Here is a 17,697-nt window from a genome sequence, read left to right on the forward strand (position 1 = left end):
CGGCCTCCACCCACCTTGGGGACGGCCGCGACGCCGCCCGATTCCGTACCCTGGCCCCATGCGCATGCGGCCCACCCTGAGCTGGACCCCGACCGAGGACCTGCCGCCGGGCACCACGGATCTGGCCCCGGTCACCGATGCCCTGAGCGCGGGCGGTGTGCTGGTGCTCAGCGGAGCGGGCATCTCCACGGAGTCAGGCATCCCTGACTACCGGGGCGAGGGCGGGAGCCTCGGCCGGCACACTCCGATGACGTACCAAGACTTCACCGCGAGTGCCCGGGCCAGGCGCCGGTACTGGGCGCGCAGCCACCTCGGCTGGCGCACCTTCGGCCGTGCCCGCCCCAACGCCGGGCACCGGGCCGTGGCCGCGTTCGAGCGGGAGGGGCTGCTCTCGGGCGTGATCACCCAGAACGTCGACGGCCTGCACCAGTCGGCCGGCAGCGAGGACGTCGTCGAGCTTCACGGCAGCCTGGCCCGGGTGGTGTGCCTGTCCTGCGGCGCTGTCAGCTCGCGCCGTGAACTCGCTGAACGCCTGGAGGAGGCCAACGCGGGCTTCGAGCCGGTGGCTGCGGGGATCAACCCCGACGGTGACGCCGACCTGAGCGACGAGCAGGTCGGGGGCTTCCGTGTGATGGCGTGCGTGGTCTGTGACGGCATCCTCAAGCCGGACGTGGTCTTCTTCGGCGAATCCGTGCCCGCACAGCGGGTGGAGCAGTGCCGTCAGAAGGTCCGTGAAGCGACGTCGCTGCTGGTCCTGGGGTCTTCGCTGACCGTGATGTCAGGGCTCCGGTTCGTCCGGCAGGCCGCCCAGGCCGGCACACCGGTGCTCATCGTCAACAGGGACCCGACCCGGGGCGATCAGCACGCCCTGACGCGCGTCGAACTCCCGCTCGGAACGGCCCTGACCGCAGTCGCCGACCACCTCGGCGTGCTCATCGACGATTGAAGTTCTCCCCTCCCTTCGAGCAGGACAAGGTCGATGGCGGCCTGCCACACGGAGTCCTCGTCGTCGGGGCCCCAGAGGCGGGCGCCTGGCCGATACTCGGTCATCCAGCCGACTTCGGTGGGTATGAAGGCATCTTGCCTGCATGGCACTTGCTTTTCTTCTTGCGTGCCGCTCCGGTTCAGTTCAAACGACCGGACCGCCGCCTTCCGCGAGGCGGCGGTCCGGTAATTCCGTCCTGCCCGGGGCAAAGCCCGCCTGAAGACGGACCCCGATCCCAGGAGCTACCGGCGCGTCAGAGCGCGCCGACGATGTCCTCGACGCGAGCCTTCGCGTCGCCGAAGAGCATCGAGGTGTTCTCCTTGAAGAACAGCGGGTTCTGGACGCCCGCGTATCCGGAGGCCATCGAGCGCTTGAACACGATGACCTTCTCCGCCTCCCACACGGTGAGGACGGGCATGCCGGCGAGCGGGCTGCCGGGGTCCTCGGCTCCGGCCGGGTTGACGGTGTCGTTGGCGCCGATCACGAGGACGACGTCGGTCTTGGTGAAGTCCTCGTTGATCTCGTCCATTTCGAGCACGATGTCGTACGGCACCTTGGCCTCGGCCAGCAGGACGTTCATGTGGCCGGGCAGACGGCCGGCCACCGGGTGGATGCCGAACCGTACGTCGATGCCCTTGGCGCGCAGCTTCGACGTGAGCTCCGCGACCGGGTACTGGGCCTGCGCGACCGCCATGCCGTAGCCGGGCGTGATGACCACCGACCGGGCCGAGCCCAGGAGTTCGGCGGCGCTCTGGGCGGTGATCTCGGTGTGCTCGCCGTAGTCGACGTCCGATCCCGAGGGTGCCTCGAGGCCGAAGCCGCCGGCGATGACGGAGAGGAACGAGCGGTTCATCGCCTTGCACATGATGTACGAGAGGTAGGCACCGGAGGAGCCGACCAGCGCGCCGGTGATGATCAGCAGGTCGTTGCCGAGCAGGAAGCCGGAGGCGGCCGCGGCCCAGCCGGAGTAGCTGTTGAGCATGGAGACGACGACCGGCATGTCGCCGCCGCCGATGGAGGCGACCAGGTGCCAGCCGAGGGCGAGCGCCAGGACGGTCACGGTGATCAGGAGCCACAGCTCCGGCGTGATCACGAACCATACGGTCAGCGCGACGAACAGGACCAGCAGGCCGAGGTTCAGGGCGTTCTTGCCCGGCAGCACCAGCGGCTTGGAGTCGATCTTCGCCGCGAGCTTCAGGTACGCCACGATTGAGCCGGTGAACGTCACCGCGCCGATGAACAGGCCGATGAACACCTCGGCGTGGTGAATGCCCAGTGTGCCGAGTGCGTCCAGGGCTCTGGCCTCGTGGCCGTCGGGGTCGTGCTCGACGTTCAGGTAGCCGTTCCAGCTGACCAGTACGGCGGCCAGGCCGACGAAGGAGTGCAGCAGCGCGATGAGTTCGGGCATGCCGGTCATCTCGACGCCGCGGGCCCGCTGCAGGCCGATCAGTGCTCCGACGACCATCGCGATCGCCATCAGGGCGAGACCGGCGGTGCTGATGTCGCCGTCCACCGCGAGCACCACCGTCGCGACGAGCGCGACGCCCATGCCGAGCATGCCGAACGCGTTGCCGAGCCGTGCCGACTCGTGCTTGGAGAGTCCTGCCAGCGCCAGGATGAACAGCAGCGCGGCAACAAGGTAGGCCGCTTGTGCGGCGAGGGTCGCAGACATGTCAGCTCCGGTTGAACATGGCGAGCATGCGACGCGTCACCGCGAAGCCGCCGAAGATGTTGATACTGGCGAGAAGGATCGCCACGGACGACAGCACGGTGACCGCCGCGTTCGAGTGGCCGATCTGCAGGAGCGCTCCGACGACGATGATCCCGGAGATCGCGTTCGTCACCGACATCAGCGGCGTGTGCAGCGCGTGGTGCACATGCCCGATCACGTAGTAGCCGATCACGATCGCGAGGACGAAGACGGTCACGTGCGGCAGCAGTGCCGCCGGTGCGAACCCGGCGGTGAGGAAGAGCGCCAGCGCGCCCAGGGCCACGCCGCCGAACTTCTGCTTCGCCGTCATCGGCGGCTTCTTCGGCGCAGGCTCCGTCGCGGGAGCCGTGGGCGCGGCCGGGGCCGCGGAGACCTGGACCGGGGGAGGCGGCCATGCCGACTCGCCCTTGCGTACGACGGTGATCGAGCGCTGCACCGGGTCGTCCCAGTCGAGGACCAGGCTGCCGTCCTTGTCCGGCGTCATCAGCTTCAGCAGGTTCACCAGGTTCGTGCCGTACAGCTGCGACGCCTGTGCGGGCAGCCTGCCCGCCAGGTCGGTGTAGCCGATGATCGTCACGCCGTTCTGGGTGACGACCTTCTCGCCCTTCACGGTGCCCACGACGTTGCCGCCGTTGGCGGCCGCCATGTCGACGATCACCGAACCCGGCTTCATGCTCGCGACCATCTCCGCCGTGATCAGCGTCGGCGCGGGGCGCCCGGGGATCAGCGCGGTGGTGATGACGATGTCGACGTCGCGGCACTGCGCGGCGTAGAGCTCGGCCTCGCGCGCCTTGTAGTCGTCGCCCATCTCCTTGGCGTAGCCGGTCTTCGAGACCTCGACCTCCGGGGACGCGATCGACAGGTACTCGCCGCCGAGCGAGCGGACCTGGTCGGCCACCTCCGGTCGCGGGTCGGTCGCCCGTACGACCGCGCCGAGCGAGCCCGAAGCACCGATCGCCGCCAGACCGGCGACGCCGGCGCCCGCGACGAGCACCTTCGCCGGCGCAACCTTGCCCGCGGCGGTCACCTGCCCGGTGAAGAACCGCCCGAACTCGTGCGCGGCCTCGATGACGGCCCGGTACCCGGCGATGTTGGCCATGGACGACAGCACGTCCATCGACTGCGCGCGGCTGATGCGGGGCACGGCGTCCATCGAGAGCGCGGTGAAGGGGCGCCGGCCCAGATCCTCGACCATGTCCGGGTCGAAGGCCGGTGCGAACAGGGCGATGACTGTCGCCTCCGGCCGGATCCGGTCCAGCTGGGACGGACCGGGGGCATTGACCCCCAGCACCACGTCTGCGGCCGCCGCGTCGCCGACGGTCGCGCCGGCGGCCTCGTAGGCGTCATCGGTGAAGCCGGCCGCGACACCCGCGCCCGGGTCGACGACGACCTCGTACCCCAGTTTGCGGATCTGTTCGATCGTGGCCGGGGTGGCCGAAACGCGACTCTCACCCGCCCGCGCTTCCTTGAGGGCTCCGACAATCACGAAGTTCTCCGTTCGCTGCTCTGGCCGTCGACGGCGTGCAGAAGGGCTCGACTCTGAAGCGAGTTCTCGTCCGGTCAGAATCGATCTGCCGGCACCTCAATCGGAAGCATGTCAGCCGTGATCAATGCCACACCACCGGTCGCAACCGACGTGAAACGAGTGGAAATCCGGCACCGGATGGCGCAAAGCGCGGTGCGAGCCCCGACCGGCCACCCGCCCCGCCAGGACGCGAGGGCCGCCAGGACCCGGTCCTCCACCGACGGGCTCCAGGGCGGCCGTGTCCTTCATGCCCCCCTTTGCTCCGCCGCACGGAGTCGCCGAGGTGCTGACGGCGCCTGACGCGGATCGACTTTCGCTGACGTCGAGATGGTGAGCGATCTGCCCATTCGCCCGACCTGGTGCGCTGTTGGAACGTTCCTCGCGGTCTGGTGGAGTAGACCCGATCCGGCCTGGTCGAAGTCCGCGGGCGTCGAGGCCGCGTCTCCCGTACACCCCGCCCGCCGCGGCCTCTTCGCCGTTCACCGCGGCGGGCGGGGTGTACGGGTTCAGGACGACAGGGTGGCGTGCGTCCGCATGGCGTAGTGGTTGGCGCGGTACACGTCGTGGACGTTGTTGCCGGCTATGCGCAGCAGCGCCTCGTCGTTCTCACACAGCGAGGACAGGTCGAGGTTGTGGGAGCCGGTGAAGGTCCACCTGGTGTCCGGCTGGCTCGCGTAGTTCCCTTCCACGAGAAGGTACTTGGAGTGAACGAACATGGGGATCGTAAATCTAACGGTGGATCCGGAGGACATGGGAAGAACGTCAAGTGACCATAATCTCAATAGAGTTGAAGACCGCTGAGCTCGTGGAGGGCTCGCAGGGCCGACCGGTCCGGCCCCGCGTCCGGCGATCGACTGACCGCGATGCTGTTGGAGCGGGCACGGGTCGGGAAGGGCTGCAGCTCACCGGGCAGGGTGGGCCGCAGCGGCGGCTGAACAAGCGGTCGCCGCAGCTCTGCGGTCCACGCTGCTGGCCAGGATGTGCCGGGCGGGCGGCCGACGGTCCTCGGCGGCACCGCCAAGGGCGACCTCGACAAGGAAGGCGCACGACTGAGCATGGTGGCCGAGGCGTTCACCACCCCCGCGATGCAGGTGATTGAGGAGACTCTCCGCTGGAACCCGCCCTTCCCGCTCGGGGTGCGCCCCTTCGCCGTCGAGGACGTCGTCATCGGCGAAGCGGTCATCCCCGCCGGTGGCCGTGTCTGGGTCTCGATCGCGTCTGCGAACCGGGACGAGCGGGAGTTCCAGCGCCCTCATGATTTCGACGTCGGCCGTGGTTCCTCACACCTGGCGTTGGGCCACGGAATCCACTATTGCCTCGGTGCCCCCCTTGCACGGTTGGAGGCCGAGGTAGCTCTTCGTGCTCTCCTCGACCGGTTCCCCGCCCTGGAACTGGACGCACGGGACGGGGAACCGCAGTGGCATTCCTCGTTCCACAAGCGAGGTCTGCGGAGCCTGATGGTCACCACTTGAGATCGGCGCATTGTGGCTGGGATCAGACGGCTGGCACCGTGCTGCGTCGGCTGAGGGGACATCGACGACGTATTCGGTGGTAGCCCGTGATCCGCAGACCGGCGTGTCGGGGGGCGTAAGGTGATCGGCGACCGTGTCCGGCCGGCAAGGGCGGAGGTGTTCAGGAGTTCGCGCGGAGCGTTCCCGCTTCCGGCAAGCCGCTCCAGGAGCTGCCGCTGCAGCGGTCGAGGTCCTGGTCGAGGTCGGTAGGCATCTGGCGCGAGCGGAGCGGGATGTCCGCTGTGGCCCGACGACGGCCTCCCTCGCCCTGCTCAGGTCGTACTCACGGCCGTATCGGAGGACGGACCGGACCGTCCGGCGGGGTCCGGGTGCGGGAAAGCGGCCGCGGGGCGGGCCCAGGTCGGGAGGGTTGCTGCGGCAGGGCCCGGATGCGCCTGCGGGTCACGTGCGCCACCATGGTGCTTGAGGAGCGCCGAACTGCACAACGTCCGCTCCGCGTCTCCGGGCCGGTGCCACGACGGCGATCCGCCCGCCGTCCGCAGAGCATCTGTCTCCTACGTGGCCGGAGCCGTGCACCCTTCTCTTGCCGTGCGAGCCCAGCCGCCTGGCCCCCATGGCCGACCCTGAGCACACCGCCCGTACACCCTGCGCTGCAGGAAGGCCGAAGTGCGATGAACAACAGCTTCCCCAAGCCCGTGATCGATGCCATGGCGGACCGCGCTATGCGCCTGCACCACATGCTGTGGCACTACGCCCGGGACAACTGGGCGGTCCTGACCCCCGAGGAGCAGGACGCGCTCCGGCAGAACGGCTGGGAGCCGCCGCGCCCGTCCCTGACAGCGCCGGACCCGACCGGAACACCTGCCGTCGAACTCGACAACGGATCGGGCGAGGACTTCCTCTACATGCACCGGCAGATGATCGCCTCCGTGAACGAGATCCTTGCCGACTTGGGCGACCCCCAGCACCCGCGCGTCGAGGGCTGGCCCACCATTCCTGCACCGGACGACGATGACTACCCGGTCCCGGACCCGTTCGACATCCCCGGAGCCCCGGGGTTCGCCAACGCCATCCGGAGCGCAAAGACCGAGGCATCGCTCCATCAGATCCGCGCGTGGGAGGCCGACTTCACGAATCCTGATCGGCTGCGTCAGTGGACACTGCGGCAGTTCGGCGCCCGGATCGAGTTCAGTATCCACAACCGGCTCCATCTGCGCTGGTCGGCTCAGTTGCCCGAGTACCGGCTCGACGATGACATCGACGTCGACCCCCGGTTCGACGACGCCAGCTACAACTGGCTCGCCGACACCTACTCCGCCCATGTGAGCCCGATCTTCTGGAAGCTCCACGGCTGGGTGGACGCGCGACTCGACGACTGGATGGCGGCCAACGCCCTGACGGGCGAGGTCCCTTGGAGTTTCGACCCGCCCTGGAGCGGTCCGGCCGGACACCACCACCATCACCCCGTGGCGGGACTCATCCTGCGAGCCCGGCCGGGAAGCAGCGAGGCCGACAGCCTCACCACGCGCCGGGAGGCCCTGGAGACGACGGTCGAGTACCTCAAGCGGGCAGGCGTCCGCGAACGGGCCCGCTTCCCCGTCCTCGCCGACCTGTGAGCAGTCTCGGTGCCAGGGATCGCTCGGCGAACCGGGGGGTCAGCCGTCCCGCTTCACCGCGAGGAAGCTGGCGGTCTGACCTGCCCGGGCCAGGGTCCCACCACTGCCGTGGTCCTTGGCGCGCAGCACGGTCCCGGCGAGTGTCATGCGCTGGTTGACGCCCGACTCCCAGCGGCGCAGGACGAATCCGTCGTACTCGTAGTGGAAATCGGCGATGGGCGTACCCGTGCGGCCCTTGCCCGTCACGGTGAAAGCCAGTGGCGACGACGCCGACACACGGCCGACGATGTCCATGGCCAGGGGCTCACTGTCCGAGGAGCCGGGGAAGACCAGCTCACCGCTGATCGCCCCTGTCTGATCGGTGGCGAGCCTCAGCTCCAGTTCCGCGAACCGGAGTTTGTTGAAGTCCTCGACCATCTCCTGCCGGTTGAGGAAACTCCGGTAGGTGTAGGTCCCCGTCAGTTCCGCCGCATTCATCGGGCCTCCCGAAAGCTGTGATGAGCAGGAAACGCGTGGGAGATCCTGCCTCCGACTGCCACGCTGTTCCGGGGCGACCCGCCGGGTCACGGCCGCTTCTCACCCTGCCGGCCCGGCGGAACAGCACCGCACGAGTGCCTCTGACAGCTGCCCGTTCCGTGCGAGGGATCTGGTTACTGGAATCAGATGCCGGAATCGGGGTGGTCCACAGAGACCGCACGATGCCACCACTCGAGGGCCTCGGCGTGCCGCCAGCAGGCGTGGACAGGCGTCTGAGACGGCACGGGCCGCTGGCCGATCAGCGCGGTCGAATCCGCTCGCCGGAACCGCCGCACCTCCTTCGGCCGGACCCCGATCCGCTCGCCGGGCGCCTGGACGGCACCGTCCGGCTGAACGTCGACGCCGAGCAGCACGACAGCCCGGTGATCGGGCTGTCCGTCACCGAGCTGCGCCGCTTGGTCGACGGCGCCGAGGTTGACCTGAATGGCTTCCTCGCACTGGCTGCCGGCTGGGCGTCGCAGTACCTGCCCGGCCATCGCGTTCCGTCGGAGGCGGGGAGACCTGGCCGAGCGGCGCTGCATCCGCTGAGAACGCCTACCTCCTGAATGGGGCAACGCCAAGAGCCGACAAGCCCCGCTGGAAGCCGTCATCAAGGGCGTATCGAGTCAGATCGCCGCTTCCGGACGGAGGACTTCACCTACGGCAAGATGACGAACCGGGCCAGGCCGGGCAACCATGAGCCAGGGCCTTTCGGCATCTCGCGACACAGCGCGACCAGCGGGCAGGATGGCCTCATGACAAAACTTTCCGCACGGTCGGTCCGCCGTGACTCCACGGGGTCAGTACCGTCGCTGTGGTCGCAGGACTCCGTGCTGTCGATCGGCTCCGTGGGATCGGTGCTGTCCGTGGGGTCCGTCGGCTCCGTCCTGTCGGTCGGCTCGATCGGTTCCTCCCAGTCGCTGATCTCCGTCGGGTCCTGGCTGAGCACAGGATCGCTGCTTTCCGCGCAGTCCCGGTGGTCGGTGCTCTCCTGGCGTTCCTCTCGCAGTCTCCTGGCCGCGGGAGCGGTGGGGGCGGTGGCCACAGGCGCCCTGCTGCTGGCCCAGGCGCTCAGCACGGCCGAAACCGGCACCGAATAACCGGGACGCCCCGGGTCAGGGCCGCCCCGGTCGCACCAAAAGGCCCCCGCCCCGCGAGAAGCGCGCGAGGCGGGGGCTGTCTGTGGACAGCCTGTCGACAAGCGGACGGCTGACACCCGTACATGGCCGTGCCGACGGCACCCCGGGCCCGTGAACGAGCAGTGCCCATCGCACACCTGCCCGACACGGCGCTGCCGTCCGGAGACGGCGCCCTGGTGAAGTACACGGCGCAGGTGCGGTGTAACCACACGGAACACCGCCGGAACCGTACGACAACGATGCTCACCTCCCGGCATTCGCCGTTGACCGAGAGACGACGCTTCCGGCGCTCCTTCTCCCAAGCGAGCGCTGGCGCGCCTCGAGCGGGCGGCACCCAGCGTTTGTCGATGGGAGCGGCTGTTCTGGAGCCGCCTGACGCCGATCCGCGCGGGTGGGTCAGGAGTAGTCGCCTCGCTCGGCGCGGCGCAGGATGTCGCGTTCCCGGCCGCTCTGGTCGTCGGGGGAGTCCTCGTGGTCGACGACGATGGTGTCGCGGGTCGGCTTGGCGCGCCGGTAGGCGCCGTAGACGTCGGATGCCTTCACCACGAGGGCGTCCCGGTGTTCGGCCGGCCAGGCCTGGATCAGGTACGACTCGGCTGCCTTGTCCACGGTCAGTCCGGTGGCGAGGTCTCTGCCTCGTGCGTGGACGCGTAGCCGGTAGCTGCCCGGGCCCTGCGACGCCAGGCTCGGCAGGTCTGCGGGGTCGTCCATGTAGGGGGTGACGAGGATGCCCCCGGAGAGGGAGTGGCATGAGATCTCGGCGATCTCTTCCCAGCCCGGGGAGGGCTCGGGCGGCCGGGAGTGCGGTTCGACGGTGACGTGGACGTCGCCGGTGTGGATCCCGGTGATCACCTCAACGGCGCCGCCGGTGGCGGAGACGAGCCCGGTGCGGGATGCGCAGAGGTCGTCGGCCACGGGCCCTTCCGGGTCGGTGATCTCGAAGAGGTGATACTGAGCGAGTACCAGCGCAGTTGGCGTGCGTGCGGGCTCGTTCACGATGCTTGCTTTCTCTTCTCGGGGCCCCTGGGTCTGGTTCCTGATCCACACCAGGAAGGGGGTCTTCGGGCCGTGTCCGCGCTCTATGCTGCCCGCTCGCGCCATGAAGGTGGCCCTGTCAGCGCGAGTGATCGGCCAGGGTGAGGAGAAGATGTGCCGTCTCCGGCCGTACATGGCCGGAATGAGCTCCGGCAGGTCCGCCTCCGCGTGCGAACACCTCGCTGGCGTCGATGCTGACGAAGCGGTGATCCAGGTCCTTCAGGGGATAGGTGTCGGCGGTGCTCCGCATGCGGATGCTCGAGACCGGCGCGGGTGCGGTCCCGATGCCGGAGTGGCTGATTCCGGTTCGTTTCTCGGCCCGCAGGTGCCAGAAGCCTGTGGCGCGGTCGTGCTGCGAGTAGGCGCCGGAGACCTCAGCCCGTACCAGGCGCGGCTCCTCCTGCGCGCTCTGCATGCCCAGGGCACCGACGGAGCGACGGTCCGCGAGACCTTCACCACCGTCTCCGCCCGCTGATCCCACCTCATCAGGAGACACCCGCACGTGCGAGCTGAGCGGTGGCGTGTCCTGGTGGGGAGGGAGTGAGCTGACCGACCCGGTCGAATACCGCGGCCAGCGTGCCATGGGGTGCGGCATCAACCGCCTCTCACGCCACCGGGTGGTAGCCCCGGTTCGGCAAGCCCGCCGCCCGCTGTCTGGTCACCGTCGGCATCACGCCATCGGTGAAGGGCTTCACCTGCTTCGAAACCGCCCTGCTAGCCGCGCTCGGGCCAGACGAGGCCCTGATCGGTCCAGATGACACCCTTGTTGCGGCACAGGCAGAAGGGGTGGCCGATTGGGTCGGCGTAGACACGGAAGCCGTAGCCGTCGGGGTCGACGCAGTCCCGCTGCAGGGTCGCGCCGAGGGCCAGGACACGGCGCTGTTCGGCCTCGATGTCGTCGACTTCGAAGTCGAGGTGGAACTGCTTGGGGTGCTCGCTGTCGGGCCATTGCGGGGCGCGGTAGTCATCCACCTGGATGAAGGCCAGTTCGATCTCGCCGACCTGGATACCGGCCCAGTTCTCGTTGCTGCCCTCCTTGACCGGGAGTCCCAGCACGTCGGAGTAGAAGGCTGCCAGCTTCATCGTGTCCGGGCAGTCGATGATGAAGTCGGTGAGTCGTAGCATCCCGTGATCTTGTCACAAGATCAAAAGCACGTGCGGTCTCTGGCGGATCCGGAGGGGTTCTTCTCTGCCGGGTCCCAGGCGCGGCTGCGAGCGCCCCTCATGTTCGGCTGAGGCTTCTGGAGACGTCACATGCCGTAGGCGTCGGCGAGGCCGGCGGCCTGGTCGACCATGCGGATCGGGACGCGGCCCGATCCGTGCGCGTCGTTGAAGGACGGCACCGTGTCGACGTTGGCGAAGCGTCTGCGGATCGCGTCCAGGAGCACGGCGGCCGCGTCGGCCTCCAGTCCGCGGTCGCCCCCTGCCTCGGCGCGGATGGCTCCGAGCATGCAGACGGCGCCGTTCTCGTCGACGAGCGTGCCGGAGCACCAGCCGTCGGTGAGCAGCCGCTGGTGGGCGCGCTGCAGCAGGGCCGCTACCGGTGTCGGGTACAGCTGCGGGACGAGGACGGGTCCGGTGTCGAGGGGGCCGGTGATGACGTCCGCCAGGTTGACGGGTTCGGTCTCGATGTGGGCGGTGTTGACCTCGTAGGCGACCTTCGCTGCGTCGAGCCGCACGGTCATCGCCGCGTCGATGAGAGCGAGGCGGGCGTCGAGGGTCAGATCCGCCCACGGTGGGGTTCCTGCGGTGGCCGGTGCGGTGGCTGTCGTTGCGGGAGAGGGGCACATGAGGGGCTCCCTGCGGCGGCGAAGAGGCGGGTCGGGCAGACTTCGACGCCGGGCGTCGGGGCGTCTGTCGGCGGAGGTGGCCGAGACGAAGACGGTGCTGATCGCTTGCGGACGGCGGGAGTGCTGACGGCCACTCGGCGGTGCAGAGGAGGACGGCGTTCGGCGCCGTGTCGATGCCGAAGCGCTCTGCCTGCTGCTCCGCTTCGAGGCCGTTGAGTATTGCCTGGAGCCGGCCGCTCGTGTCGGACGTGCGAGGTGTCGCGGGGTTGATCCGCACGGGATTCCCCCGAGTGGTCGAGCAGGCGGCACCGGGGCCTTCGGCGTCCGAGTCTGCATCGGGGGAGCGCAATGACGCAGGGCGCCGACGGGTGCCCGCGCCGGACCCGCACATGATGTGCGACACCGGTGGACGTGAGCGCACCGCGGACCGCTACGCCCGGCCATTGGAGCGCTGCGGACTCCGGCTCGTCGGGTACAGCCCGCTCCCGTTCGAGGCGTCCCGTTGCGGGCCCACGGAAAGGTAACGGGGCGTGCCCTACCCGACCGCCCGGTACACCTGCCAGCCCGTCGCGATCCTGACGCGGCTGCCGAAGGAGCCCTTGCCGTTGCCGTTGAGGCGCCACAAGCTGCCGGAGGTGTCCCGGACCACCATGTCCGTACGGCCGTCGCCGGTGAAGTCGCCCGCGCCGACGACCGCGTTGCAGGAGGCGCCCCAGTCGGTGAAGACCTTCACCCTGGCCTCGAACCCGCCGGTGCTCGTGGCAGTGGCGTCGAGGCGCCACAGCTCGTTGGACCGGTCCTGGGCGAGGAGGGCACCGCGGCCGTCGCCGTTGAGGCCGCCGACGCCGACGGGCTTCTTGTAGCCGGTCCAGCGGGAGCCGATCTTCAGGCGCGCCGCGAGCCTGCCGGTGCTGGTGCCCCTGTAGAGATAGACGTCACCTGTCGAGGCCTGCCGGGCGATCAGGTCCGGCCGCCGGTCGCCGTTGACGTCACCCGGCGAGGTCAGCACGTCGTACTGGTTCCATCCGGTGCCGAGCGAGGTGTACGGCGTCGAGGGCGTCACCGCTGCCCAGGACGGCCACGAGGCGGGCGGTGCGCGGTGGCGGGGCCGCAGGCGCACCTGCTCGGCGCGGTGTCGGCGTCGCTCCCGGCGGCTCAGCCTGTCGGGCTCCTGCGGGAGCCGGCAGACCGCGGCGTGTCCGTCGGAGAAGCGCACGGCGATCACGGGTTAGGCGTCGCCGCCGGGCGCACCCTCCACCGCGATCGCCTGGACGGCCTGAGCGTGCGGGGCGAGCCCGAACCCCGGGCCGTCGGGCCACGGGGGCACCAGCCAGCGGTCGATCCGGCCGGTGGCGCGGTCGAGGGCGCACAGGCACCGTTCGCTGTCGAGCCGGGTGTTCTCCTCGCCGCCGGAGTCCAAAGGGCTGAGGAGTGCCAGATCGCGCCGTACCGGCATGACCGGGCGAGCGACGCCGGACACCCACACAATCGATGCGGTCGATGGTCGTCTCGCCGCTGAAACACGCCTGCTCGAACCCGGTTGTCAGATCGCAGCTGGTGGCCGCGCCCGAACTGACCCGTTGCACTGTGTTCGCCCCTACGCCGCCAGCGGATTGGGTTCTCTGCGGGAACCGTACGGCAGTCGATACCGCGGTGGCTCACCACACCATGGACCGGTCTCAGCGGTGTTGGGGATCGTTCACCCATGGATGATGACGAAGCGCGTGATCTGGCCGTGGAGTTCCTGCTGTCACAGGAAGCCGATGCTGCCCAGTGGAAGATGCACGGACCTTCGCGCGAGTCTGTGGCCTCGCCGTCAGGCAAGCGTGAACGCTGGGTGTTCGGCTTCTGGCCGTCCAGTGGATCGGGGGACGAACCGACGCACAGGGTGGCTGTGGATCCTGAGACGCGAGCGGTGTCCTTACTGTGAGTTGAGCTTGATGGGTGGCGGTGGTCCCGAAATAGGCCGGCACGATCGGCGTGGACACCGGACTCGTCGTCAGTTGCTTCGTCGACGTGCCCTTGCCGGAAGACTGACGCGGCGCCGGCCCGAGCCAGCTCCTGCGCAAGAGTGCGGGTCGACTTCACCGTTCACAGTAACGGCGACATCGGATCACCCCGCTCGACCGGTGCCAGCTGCACGGGCCGCAGCTCCGCAACAAAGGCAAGGTGAGCGGTCAACCCCCTTCAGAGGCCGGTCGGGACACGGCCGCGCCGAGGCGGGACGCCAGGTCGGCGACCGCATCCCGAAGCTCCGTCCCGCCCTCGACGTGGAAGGCGAACGGGACCGCCGCCAGCCACTCCGACGCGTACATCGCCGGGTTGCGGGTAGTGCCGACGAGCACGCATTGCTCTCCCGCCGCCCCGACGGGTTCGAGCCGTCCCATCGGCGGCCCGGCCCACGGGGCGACCCGCTCCACCGGTGCGTCGAAGAGCACCCGTGTGGGATAGGCCCATCCGGTGCCGAGGTTCTCCTCCAGCACCGTGACCGGGTCGAGGTCCTCCGGCATGCGGAACCCGACCGCGCTCTCCTCGGCCGCCAGGACCCGGTCGACCCGGTAGGTGCGCACGGCGTCCGCGCGATGGGAATGACAGAGCAGGTACCAGCGGGCCCGGCGTACGACGACCGCCCACGGGTCCACCTCCGCCTGCCACTGGTTGCCGGCCTCGCTGCGATAGGTGATCACCACGCGCCGCCGGGACGCGATCGCGTCCACCAGGGCGCTGGTGACGGCGGGATCGGCGTAGGCCGCACCCGGATCGGGCGCGGCGGCTGCGTGCTCGCGCAGCGCGGCCGCCTGACGCCCGATCCCCTCGGGCAGCGCGTGGATGACCTTGCCGAGGGCGGAACCGACGAGGTCCCCTGGGTCGGTGGCGGCGGGCCGGCCGTCGAGCACGGCCATGACCAGGCTGAGCGCCTCGGTCTGGGTGAAGCTCACCGGCGGCAGCCTGGTCCCGCGCCGCAGCTGGTAGCCGCCGTGCGGGCCGCGCACGGAATCCACGGGGATGCCGGCCTCCCGGAGGATCGCGACGTAGCGGCGTGCGGCGCGATCGGTCACCCCGAGCCGCTCCGCGAGCTGCTCGGCCGTCGTGCCGGGACGGGTCTGCAGGATCTCCAGGGTGCGCAGTGCGCGGGCGGTGGGGCTCGTTCCGGTCTCCACCCCGGACAGCGTAGGCGGCTTCCCGGCAATCAGGAAGCAGATCGTCCTGAACCCCTCCTAGCATGGCAACGCCCGCTCGCGCACGGCCGCGTCCACTCGGCGTTCGGCTGCTGTCTCCGCCTGCAACCTCGACGGAAAGTTGACCTCACTATGGAAATCCTGCTCATCGGTGGTCTGTGGCTGGACGGCACCGCATGGGACGCGGTGACACCGCCCCTTGAGAAGCTCGGTCACCGCCCGCGGCCGGTGACCCTTCCGGGCCAGGGCGACGGACGCTCCTCCGCGACGCTCGACGAGCAGTTGGCGACGGTCCTCGCCGCCATCGACGCAACTGCGGAGAAGCCCCTGCTCGTGGCGCACTCGGCCGCCTGCGCCCTCGGCTGGATGGCCGCCGACGCGCGCCCGGACCGGGTGGCCGGGCTGGCGCTGATCGGCGGCTTCCCCAAGGCGGACGGCCGGACGTACGCCGACTTCTTCGAGATGCGCGACGGCGCCATGCACTTCCCCGGCTGGGGCCCTTTCGAGGGCGCGGACAGCGCCGACCTCGACGAGGAACTGCGCCGGCGCATCGAAGCCGATGCCGTCCCTGTCCCCGAGCAGGTGGCCAGGGGTGTGGTCCGGCTGTCGGACGAGCGCCGCTACGACGTTCCGGTCGTGGTGGTCTGCCCGGAGTTCACCCCGGAGCAGGCCCGCGAATGGATCGCCGCCGGCGACGCGCCGGAGCTCGCCAGGGCCAAGCAGGTCGAGTTCGTCGACATCGACTCCGGCCACTGGCCGATGTTCACCAAGCCGGCCGAACTCGCCCGTCTCCTCGGAGCAGTGGCAACCGGACACTGACCGAACGGCGCCATGACCGTGGGCTACACCGCCCGTCGGCTGAACGCCTTGACCTGGGACGTGTTCACCGAACTCGCCGAACGCAACAACAGCATTCCCAGAGGCTGTTGGTGGATCGGCCACCGCCCCATCGGAACGGTCACACTGCACATCGAAGCCTGTCACCCGCCCGTCGGTAGAGAGTCGCCGGAGCCTCTCCACGCCTGTCTCCGTTCGCCAGAGCGGCTCGACCAGACACTGCGAACCATGTCGCCAAAGCGGTATCTTCCGCGTGCAGTTGGTGGAGCAAAGCGCGGTCCTCGTTGGTGACGGCAGTCCTGGTGTGGCGGTAGACGAGGGCAAAAGCCGTGGTTGGGGGCACAGTTGCGCTGTTGAGACTGAGAGTGCGTGGCCGATGCGACGCCGCCACCAGCTGAACCCCGAGCCGCCTGAGGCATGCTCTCCCGTGAGCTGTGCCCGCATTCTGGTCGACGCGGCACCCAGTCGGCCCGCGCCGCTAGCGTCCCAGCACGGACTGATCACCGGGGGTTGGGTATGGATCTGGAAGCCGTGGAGCTGGCGGGCACACACGTACGGCTGGAACCGCTCGCACCAGGGCACCACCGTGGCCTGTGCGAGGCGGTCCAAGACGGTGAGTTGTGGACGCTGAACGTAACGCTCGTCCCCCATCCCCGCGACGTGGGGGCGTTCATAGACGACGCACTCGCCGCTCATGCGGCCGGCAGCCAGCTCGCGTTCGCGACCATCGACCTGGCCACGGGGCGCATCGCCGGATCAACCCGGTTCATGGCGGTCAACCTGCCGAATCGCAGGCTGGAGATCGGCTTCACCTTCCTCGGTCGGTCCTGGCAGCGTACGGCGGTCAACACCGAGGCCAAGCTGCTGATGCTCACCCACGCCTTCGAGACGCTTGGGATGAATCGCGTCGAGTTCCTCACGGACGTCCGAAACAACGCCTCGCGGGCCGCCATCGCTCGTCTCGGAGCCACCCATGAGGGGGTCCTGCGCCAGCACATGGTCATGCGTGACGGCTGGGTCCGTGACTCCGCGCTCTACAGCATCACCGGCCCTGACTGGCCCGACACGAAGAACTTGCTCATGGCCCGCCTCGACCGACGCCATCCGTCCGCCTCCTGATCGCTCAGAACGCCGACGGGAGGCGTGGGGACGAGCCGCCCTGTCCGCGTGTACACCGAGACGCTAGAGAGGGACAGTCGGCCGACGACCGGTGTGGGTGAATGACGCGGGATCGGAGGTCGGAGAAGCGTCGGGACGGAGTGTCGGGTTCTCCCAGACACGCCTCGAAAGCACGTCCGTTCTACATGTCCACGGGCCAGGATCCTCCGCAACGGAGGGGATCTTTCACAGGTTCACACAGACCGGGCGGGTGCTGCGGCGCTCGCGCCCGGCACCGCTGCCGCCAGCCTCGCGCTGCCCGCCACCGACGCCGTCGCGGCCACGCCGTGCGCGACCGGGGTCTGGAAGGCGTCCTACTGCGCCAACGCCTGCTCTCGACGAACCAGTCACGCAGGCTGCACGACCACCGCTTCCACCGGCACCCCGAAGAAGACCGTCTGCGACAGCTCGATCCACGAGAACTACGGCGCCGGCGACCCAGCAGGCGTCCCGCTGCTCTCGACGACTCAGTCACGCGGGCTGCACGACCACCAGCCCTGGCTGTGCGACATCCGCTTCGGTGATCGGCATCAGGCCTGGCACTATGCGCGTCGCGGCCACCTGGTTGCGTGCCGCAGGACGGATCCACCCGGCAGGGGACGGATGCGGGCCGGGGCGCTCCGACTCTCCGACCAGCGTTACTGACTTCGGCTCGTTAGGGTGACGTCGATTCGTCGAGGGTGAGGCCGGTGCCGGCTATGAAGCCGTCGAGGGTGTGGGGGCGGTACTGAAGG

19 protein-coding genes are annotated in these 17,697 nt (G+C 69.4%); 7 read left to right on the plus strand and 12 right to left on the minus strand.

All coding sequences use genetic code 11. From position 1 onward, the window contains the following. Positions 1-58 precede the first annotated feature (58 nt). Positions 59-946 carry an NAD-dependent protein deacetylase gene (locus ACFYR0_RS22590; RefSeq protein WP_389330810.1) on the plus strand — a complete coding sequence of 296 codons (888 nt, stop codon included), beginning with the start codon at positions 59-61 and terminating at the stop codon, positions 944-946. A 292-nt stretch (positions 947-1,238) separates the two neighbouring features. Here ACFYR0_RS22590 and pntB read toward each other — a convergent pair whose 3' ends face one another. The 3 genes from pntB to ACFYR0_RS22605 form a co-directional block, all read right to left on the minus strand. Continuing rightward, entirely contained in the window at positions 1,239-2,657 is a 1,419-nt protein-coding gene (pntB, locus tag ACFYR0_RS22595; protein WP_386382208.1) for a Re/Si-specific NAD(P)(+) transhydrogenase subunit beta, read from the minus strand. Position 2,658: 1 nt separating this feature from the next. Continuing rightward, positions 2,659-4,182 carry a Re/Si-specific NAD(P)(+) transhydrogenase subunit alpha gene (locus tag ACFYR0_RS22600; RefSeq protein WP_389330815.1) on the minus strand — a complete coding sequence of 508 codons (1,524 nt, stop codon included), beginning with the start codon at positions 4,180-4,182 and terminating at the stop codon, positions 2,659-2,661. A gap of 545 nt (positions 4,183-4,727) precedes the next feature. After that, positions 4,728-4,973 carry a phospholipase D-like domain-containing protein gene (locus ACFYR0_RS22605; RefSeq protein WP_389330818.1) on the minus strand — a complete coding sequence of 82 codons (246 nt, stop codon included), beginning with the start codon at positions 4,971-4,973 and terminating at the stop codon, positions 4,728-4,730. A 228-nt stretch (positions 4,974-5,201) separates the two neighbouring features. On the opposite strand from ACFYR0_RS22605, the gene ACFYR0_RS22610 reads away from it, so the two are divergent. Both ACFYR0_RS22610 and ACFYR0_RS22615 read left to right on the plus strand, forming a co-directional pair. Beyond that, the gene (locus tag ACFYR0_RS22610) at positions 5,202-5,693 is read left to right on the plus strand and encodes a cytochrome P450 (protein ID WP_389330821.1); all 492 of its coding nucleotides are present in this window, start codon (positions 5,202-5,204) and stop codon (positions 5,691-5,693) included. A 671-nt stretch (positions 5,694-6,364) separates the two neighbouring features. Further along, the gene (locus ACFYR0_RS22615; RefSeq protein WP_389330824.1) at positions 6,365-7,309 is read left to right on the plus strand and encodes a hypothetical protein; all 945 of its coding nucleotides are present in this window, start codon (positions 6,365-6,367) and stop codon (positions 7,307-7,309) included. A gap of 39 nt (positions 7,310-7,348) precedes the next feature. Here the strand turns inward: ACFYR0_RS22615 and ACFYR0_RS22620 are convergent, their stop codons facing one another. Both ACFYR0_RS22620 and ACFYR0_RS22625 read right to left on the minus strand, forming a co-directional pair. Then, positions 7,349-7,786 carry a hypothetical protein gene (locus ACFYR0_RS22620; RefSeq protein ID WP_389330827.1) on the minus strand — a complete coding sequence of 146 codons (438 nt, stop codon included), beginning with the start codon at positions 7,784-7,786 and terminating at the stop codon, positions 7,349-7,351. Positions 7,787-7,968: 182 nt separating this feature from the next. Continuing rightward, positions 7,969-8,322, minus strand: a complete 354-nt coding sequence (locus tag ACFYR0_RS22625) for a hypothetical protein (RefSeq protein WP_389330830.1) — start codon at positions 8,320-8,322, stop codon at positions 7,969-7,971. Between the two features lie 258 nt (positions 8,323-8,580). Between ACFYR0_RS22625 and ACFYR0_RS22630 the strand changes: the two genes are divergently transcribed. Further along, a complete protein-coding gene (locus ACFYR0_RS22630) occupies positions 8,581-8,925 on the plus strand; it encodes a hypothetical protein (protein WP_389330833.1) in 345 nt (114 codons plus the stop codon). A gap of 435 nt (positions 8,926-9,360) precedes the next feature. Here ACFYR0_RS22630 and ACFYR0_RS22635 read toward each other — a convergent pair whose 3' ends face one another. The 6 genes from ACFYR0_RS22635 to ACFYR0_RS22660 form a co-directional block, all read right to left on the minus strand. Next, the gene (locus ACFYR0_RS22635) at positions 9,361-9,960 is read right to left on the minus strand and encodes a hypothetical protein (protein WP_389330836.1); all 600 of its coding nucleotides are present in this window, start codon (positions 9,958-9,960) and stop codon (positions 9,361-9,363) included. 118 nt (positions 9,961-10,078) lie between these two features. Beyond that, a complete protein-coding gene (locus ACFYR0_RS22640; RefSeq protein WP_389330839.1) occupies positions 10,079-10,414 on the minus strand; it encodes a hypothetical protein in 336 nt (111 codons plus the stop codon). Positions 10,415-10,713: 299 nt separating this feature from the next. After that, entirely contained in the window at positions 10,714-11,124 is a 411-nt protein-coding gene (locus tag ACFYR0_RS22645; RefSeq protein ID WP_389330842.1) for a VOC family protein, read from the minus strand. A gap of 125 nt (positions 11,125-11,249) precedes the next feature. Beyond that, positions 11,250-11,789 (minus strand): hypothetical protein, encoded by a 540-nt coding sequence (locus ACFYR0_RS22650; protein WP_389330845.1) that lies wholly within the window; start codon positions 11,787-11,789, stop codon positions 11,250-11,252. 535 nt (positions 11,790-12,324) lie between these two features. Further along, a complete protein-coding gene (locus ACFYR0_RS22655; protein ID WP_389330848.1) occupies positions 12,325-13,014 on the minus strand; it encodes an FG-GAP repeat domain-containing protein in 690 nt (229 codons plus the stop codon). A gap of 3 nt (positions 13,015-13,017) precedes the next feature. Further along, the gene (locus ACFYR0_RS22660) at positions 13,018-13,269 is read right to left on the minus strand and encodes a hypothetical protein (protein ID WP_389330851.1); all 252 of its coding nucleotides are present in this window, start codon (positions 13,267-13,269) and stop codon (positions 13,018-13,020) included. 225 nt (positions 13,270-13,494) lie between these two features. On the opposite strand from ACFYR0_RS22660, the gene ACFYR0_RS22665 reads away from it, so the two are divergent. After that, a complete protein-coding gene (locus ACFYR0_RS22665; RefSeq protein ID WP_389330854.1) occupies positions 13,495-13,719 on the plus strand; it encodes a hypothetical protein in 225 nt (74 codons plus the stop codon). Positions 13,720-13,966: 247 nt separating this feature from the next. Here the strand turns inward: ACFYR0_RS22665 and ACFYR0_RS22670 are convergent, their stop codons facing one another. Further along, positions 13,967-14,950, minus strand: coding sequence for a helix-turn-helix transcriptional regulator (locus ACFYR0_RS22670; RefSeq protein ID WP_389330857.1), 984 nt, complete (start codon positions 14,948-14,950; stop codon positions 13,967-13,969). Between the two features lie 150 nt (positions 14,951-15,100). Here ACFYR0_RS22670 and ACFYR0_RS22675 point away from each other — a divergent pair, with 150 nt between their 5' ends. Both ACFYR0_RS22675 and ACFYR0_RS22680 read left to right on the plus strand, forming a co-directional pair. Next, entirely contained in the window at positions 15,101-15,787 is a 687-nt protein-coding gene (locus ACFYR0_RS22675; RefSeq protein ID WP_389330859.1) for an alpha/beta fold hydrolase, read from the plus strand. Between the two features lie 534 nt (positions 15,788-16,321). Beyond that, the gene (locus ACFYR0_RS22680) at positions 16,322-16,924 is read left to right on the plus strand and encodes a GNAT family N-acetyltransferase (protein WP_389330862.1); all 603 of its coding nucleotides are present in this window, start codon (positions 16,322-16,324) and stop codon (positions 16,922-16,924) included. The last annotated feature ends 773 nt before the right edge of the window (positions 16,925-17,697 follow it).

The organism is Streptomyces sp. NPDC005017, assembly GCF_042873115.1.
Taxonomy (GTDB): Bacteria; Actinomycetota; Actinomycetes; order Streptomycetales; family Streptomycetaceae; genus Streptomyces.

Bases quoted from the DNA above. Each gene is read 5' to 3' on its own strand.
- ACFYR0_RS22590 (WP_389330810.1), top strand. From the start codon at position 59: ATGCGCATGCGGCCCACCCTGAGCTGGACCCCGACCGAGGACCTGCCG.
- pntB (WP_386382208.1), bottom strand. From the start codon at position 2,657: ATGTCTGCGACCCTCGCCGCACAAGCGGCCTACCTTGTTGCCGCGCTG.
- ACFYR0_RS22605 (WP_389330818.1), bottom strand. From the start codon at position 4,973: ATGTCCTCCGGATCCACCGTTAGATTTACGATCCCCATGTTCGTTCAC.
- ACFYR0_RS22615 (WP_389330824.1), top strand. From the start codon at position 6,365: ATGAACAACAGCTTCCCCAAGCCCGTGATCGATGCCATGGCGGACCGC.
- ACFYR0_RS22620 (WP_389330827.1), bottom strand. From the start codon at position 7,786: ATGAATGCGGCGGAACTGACGGGGACCTACACCTACCGGAGTTTCCTC.
- ACFYR0_RS22625 (WP_389330830.1), bottom strand. From the start codon at position 8,322: ATGGCCGGGCAGGTACTGCGACGCCCAGCCGGCAGCCAGTGCGAGGAA.
- ACFYR0_RS22630 (WP_389330833.1), top strand. From the start codon at position 8,581: ATGACAAAACTTTCCGCACGGTCGGTCCGCCGTGACTCCACGGGGTCA.
- ACFYR0_RS22640 (WP_389330839.1), bottom strand. From the start codon at position 10,414: ATGCAGAGCGCGCAGGAGGAGCCGCGCCTGGTACGGGCTGAGGTCTCC.
- ACFYR0_RS22645 (WP_389330842.1), bottom strand. From the start codon at position 11,124: ATGCTACGACTCACCGACTTCATCATCGACTGCCCGGACACGATGAAG.
- ACFYR0_RS22650 (WP_389330845.1), bottom strand. From the start codon at position 11,789: ATGTGCCCCTCTCCCGCAACGACAGCCACCGCACCGGCCACCGCAGGA.
- ACFYR0_RS22665 (WP_389330854.1), top strand. From the start codon at position 13,495: ATGGATGATGACGAAGCGCGTGATCTGGCCGTGGAGTTCCTGCTGTCA.
- ACFYR0_RS22675 (WP_389330859.1), top strand. From the start codon at position 15,101: ATGGAAATCCTGCTCATCGGTGGTCTGTGGCTGGACGGCACCGCATGG.
- ACFYR0_RS22680 (WP_389330862.1), top strand. From the start codon at position 16,322: ATGGATCTGGAAGCCGTGGAGCTGGCGGGCACACACGTACGGCTGGAA.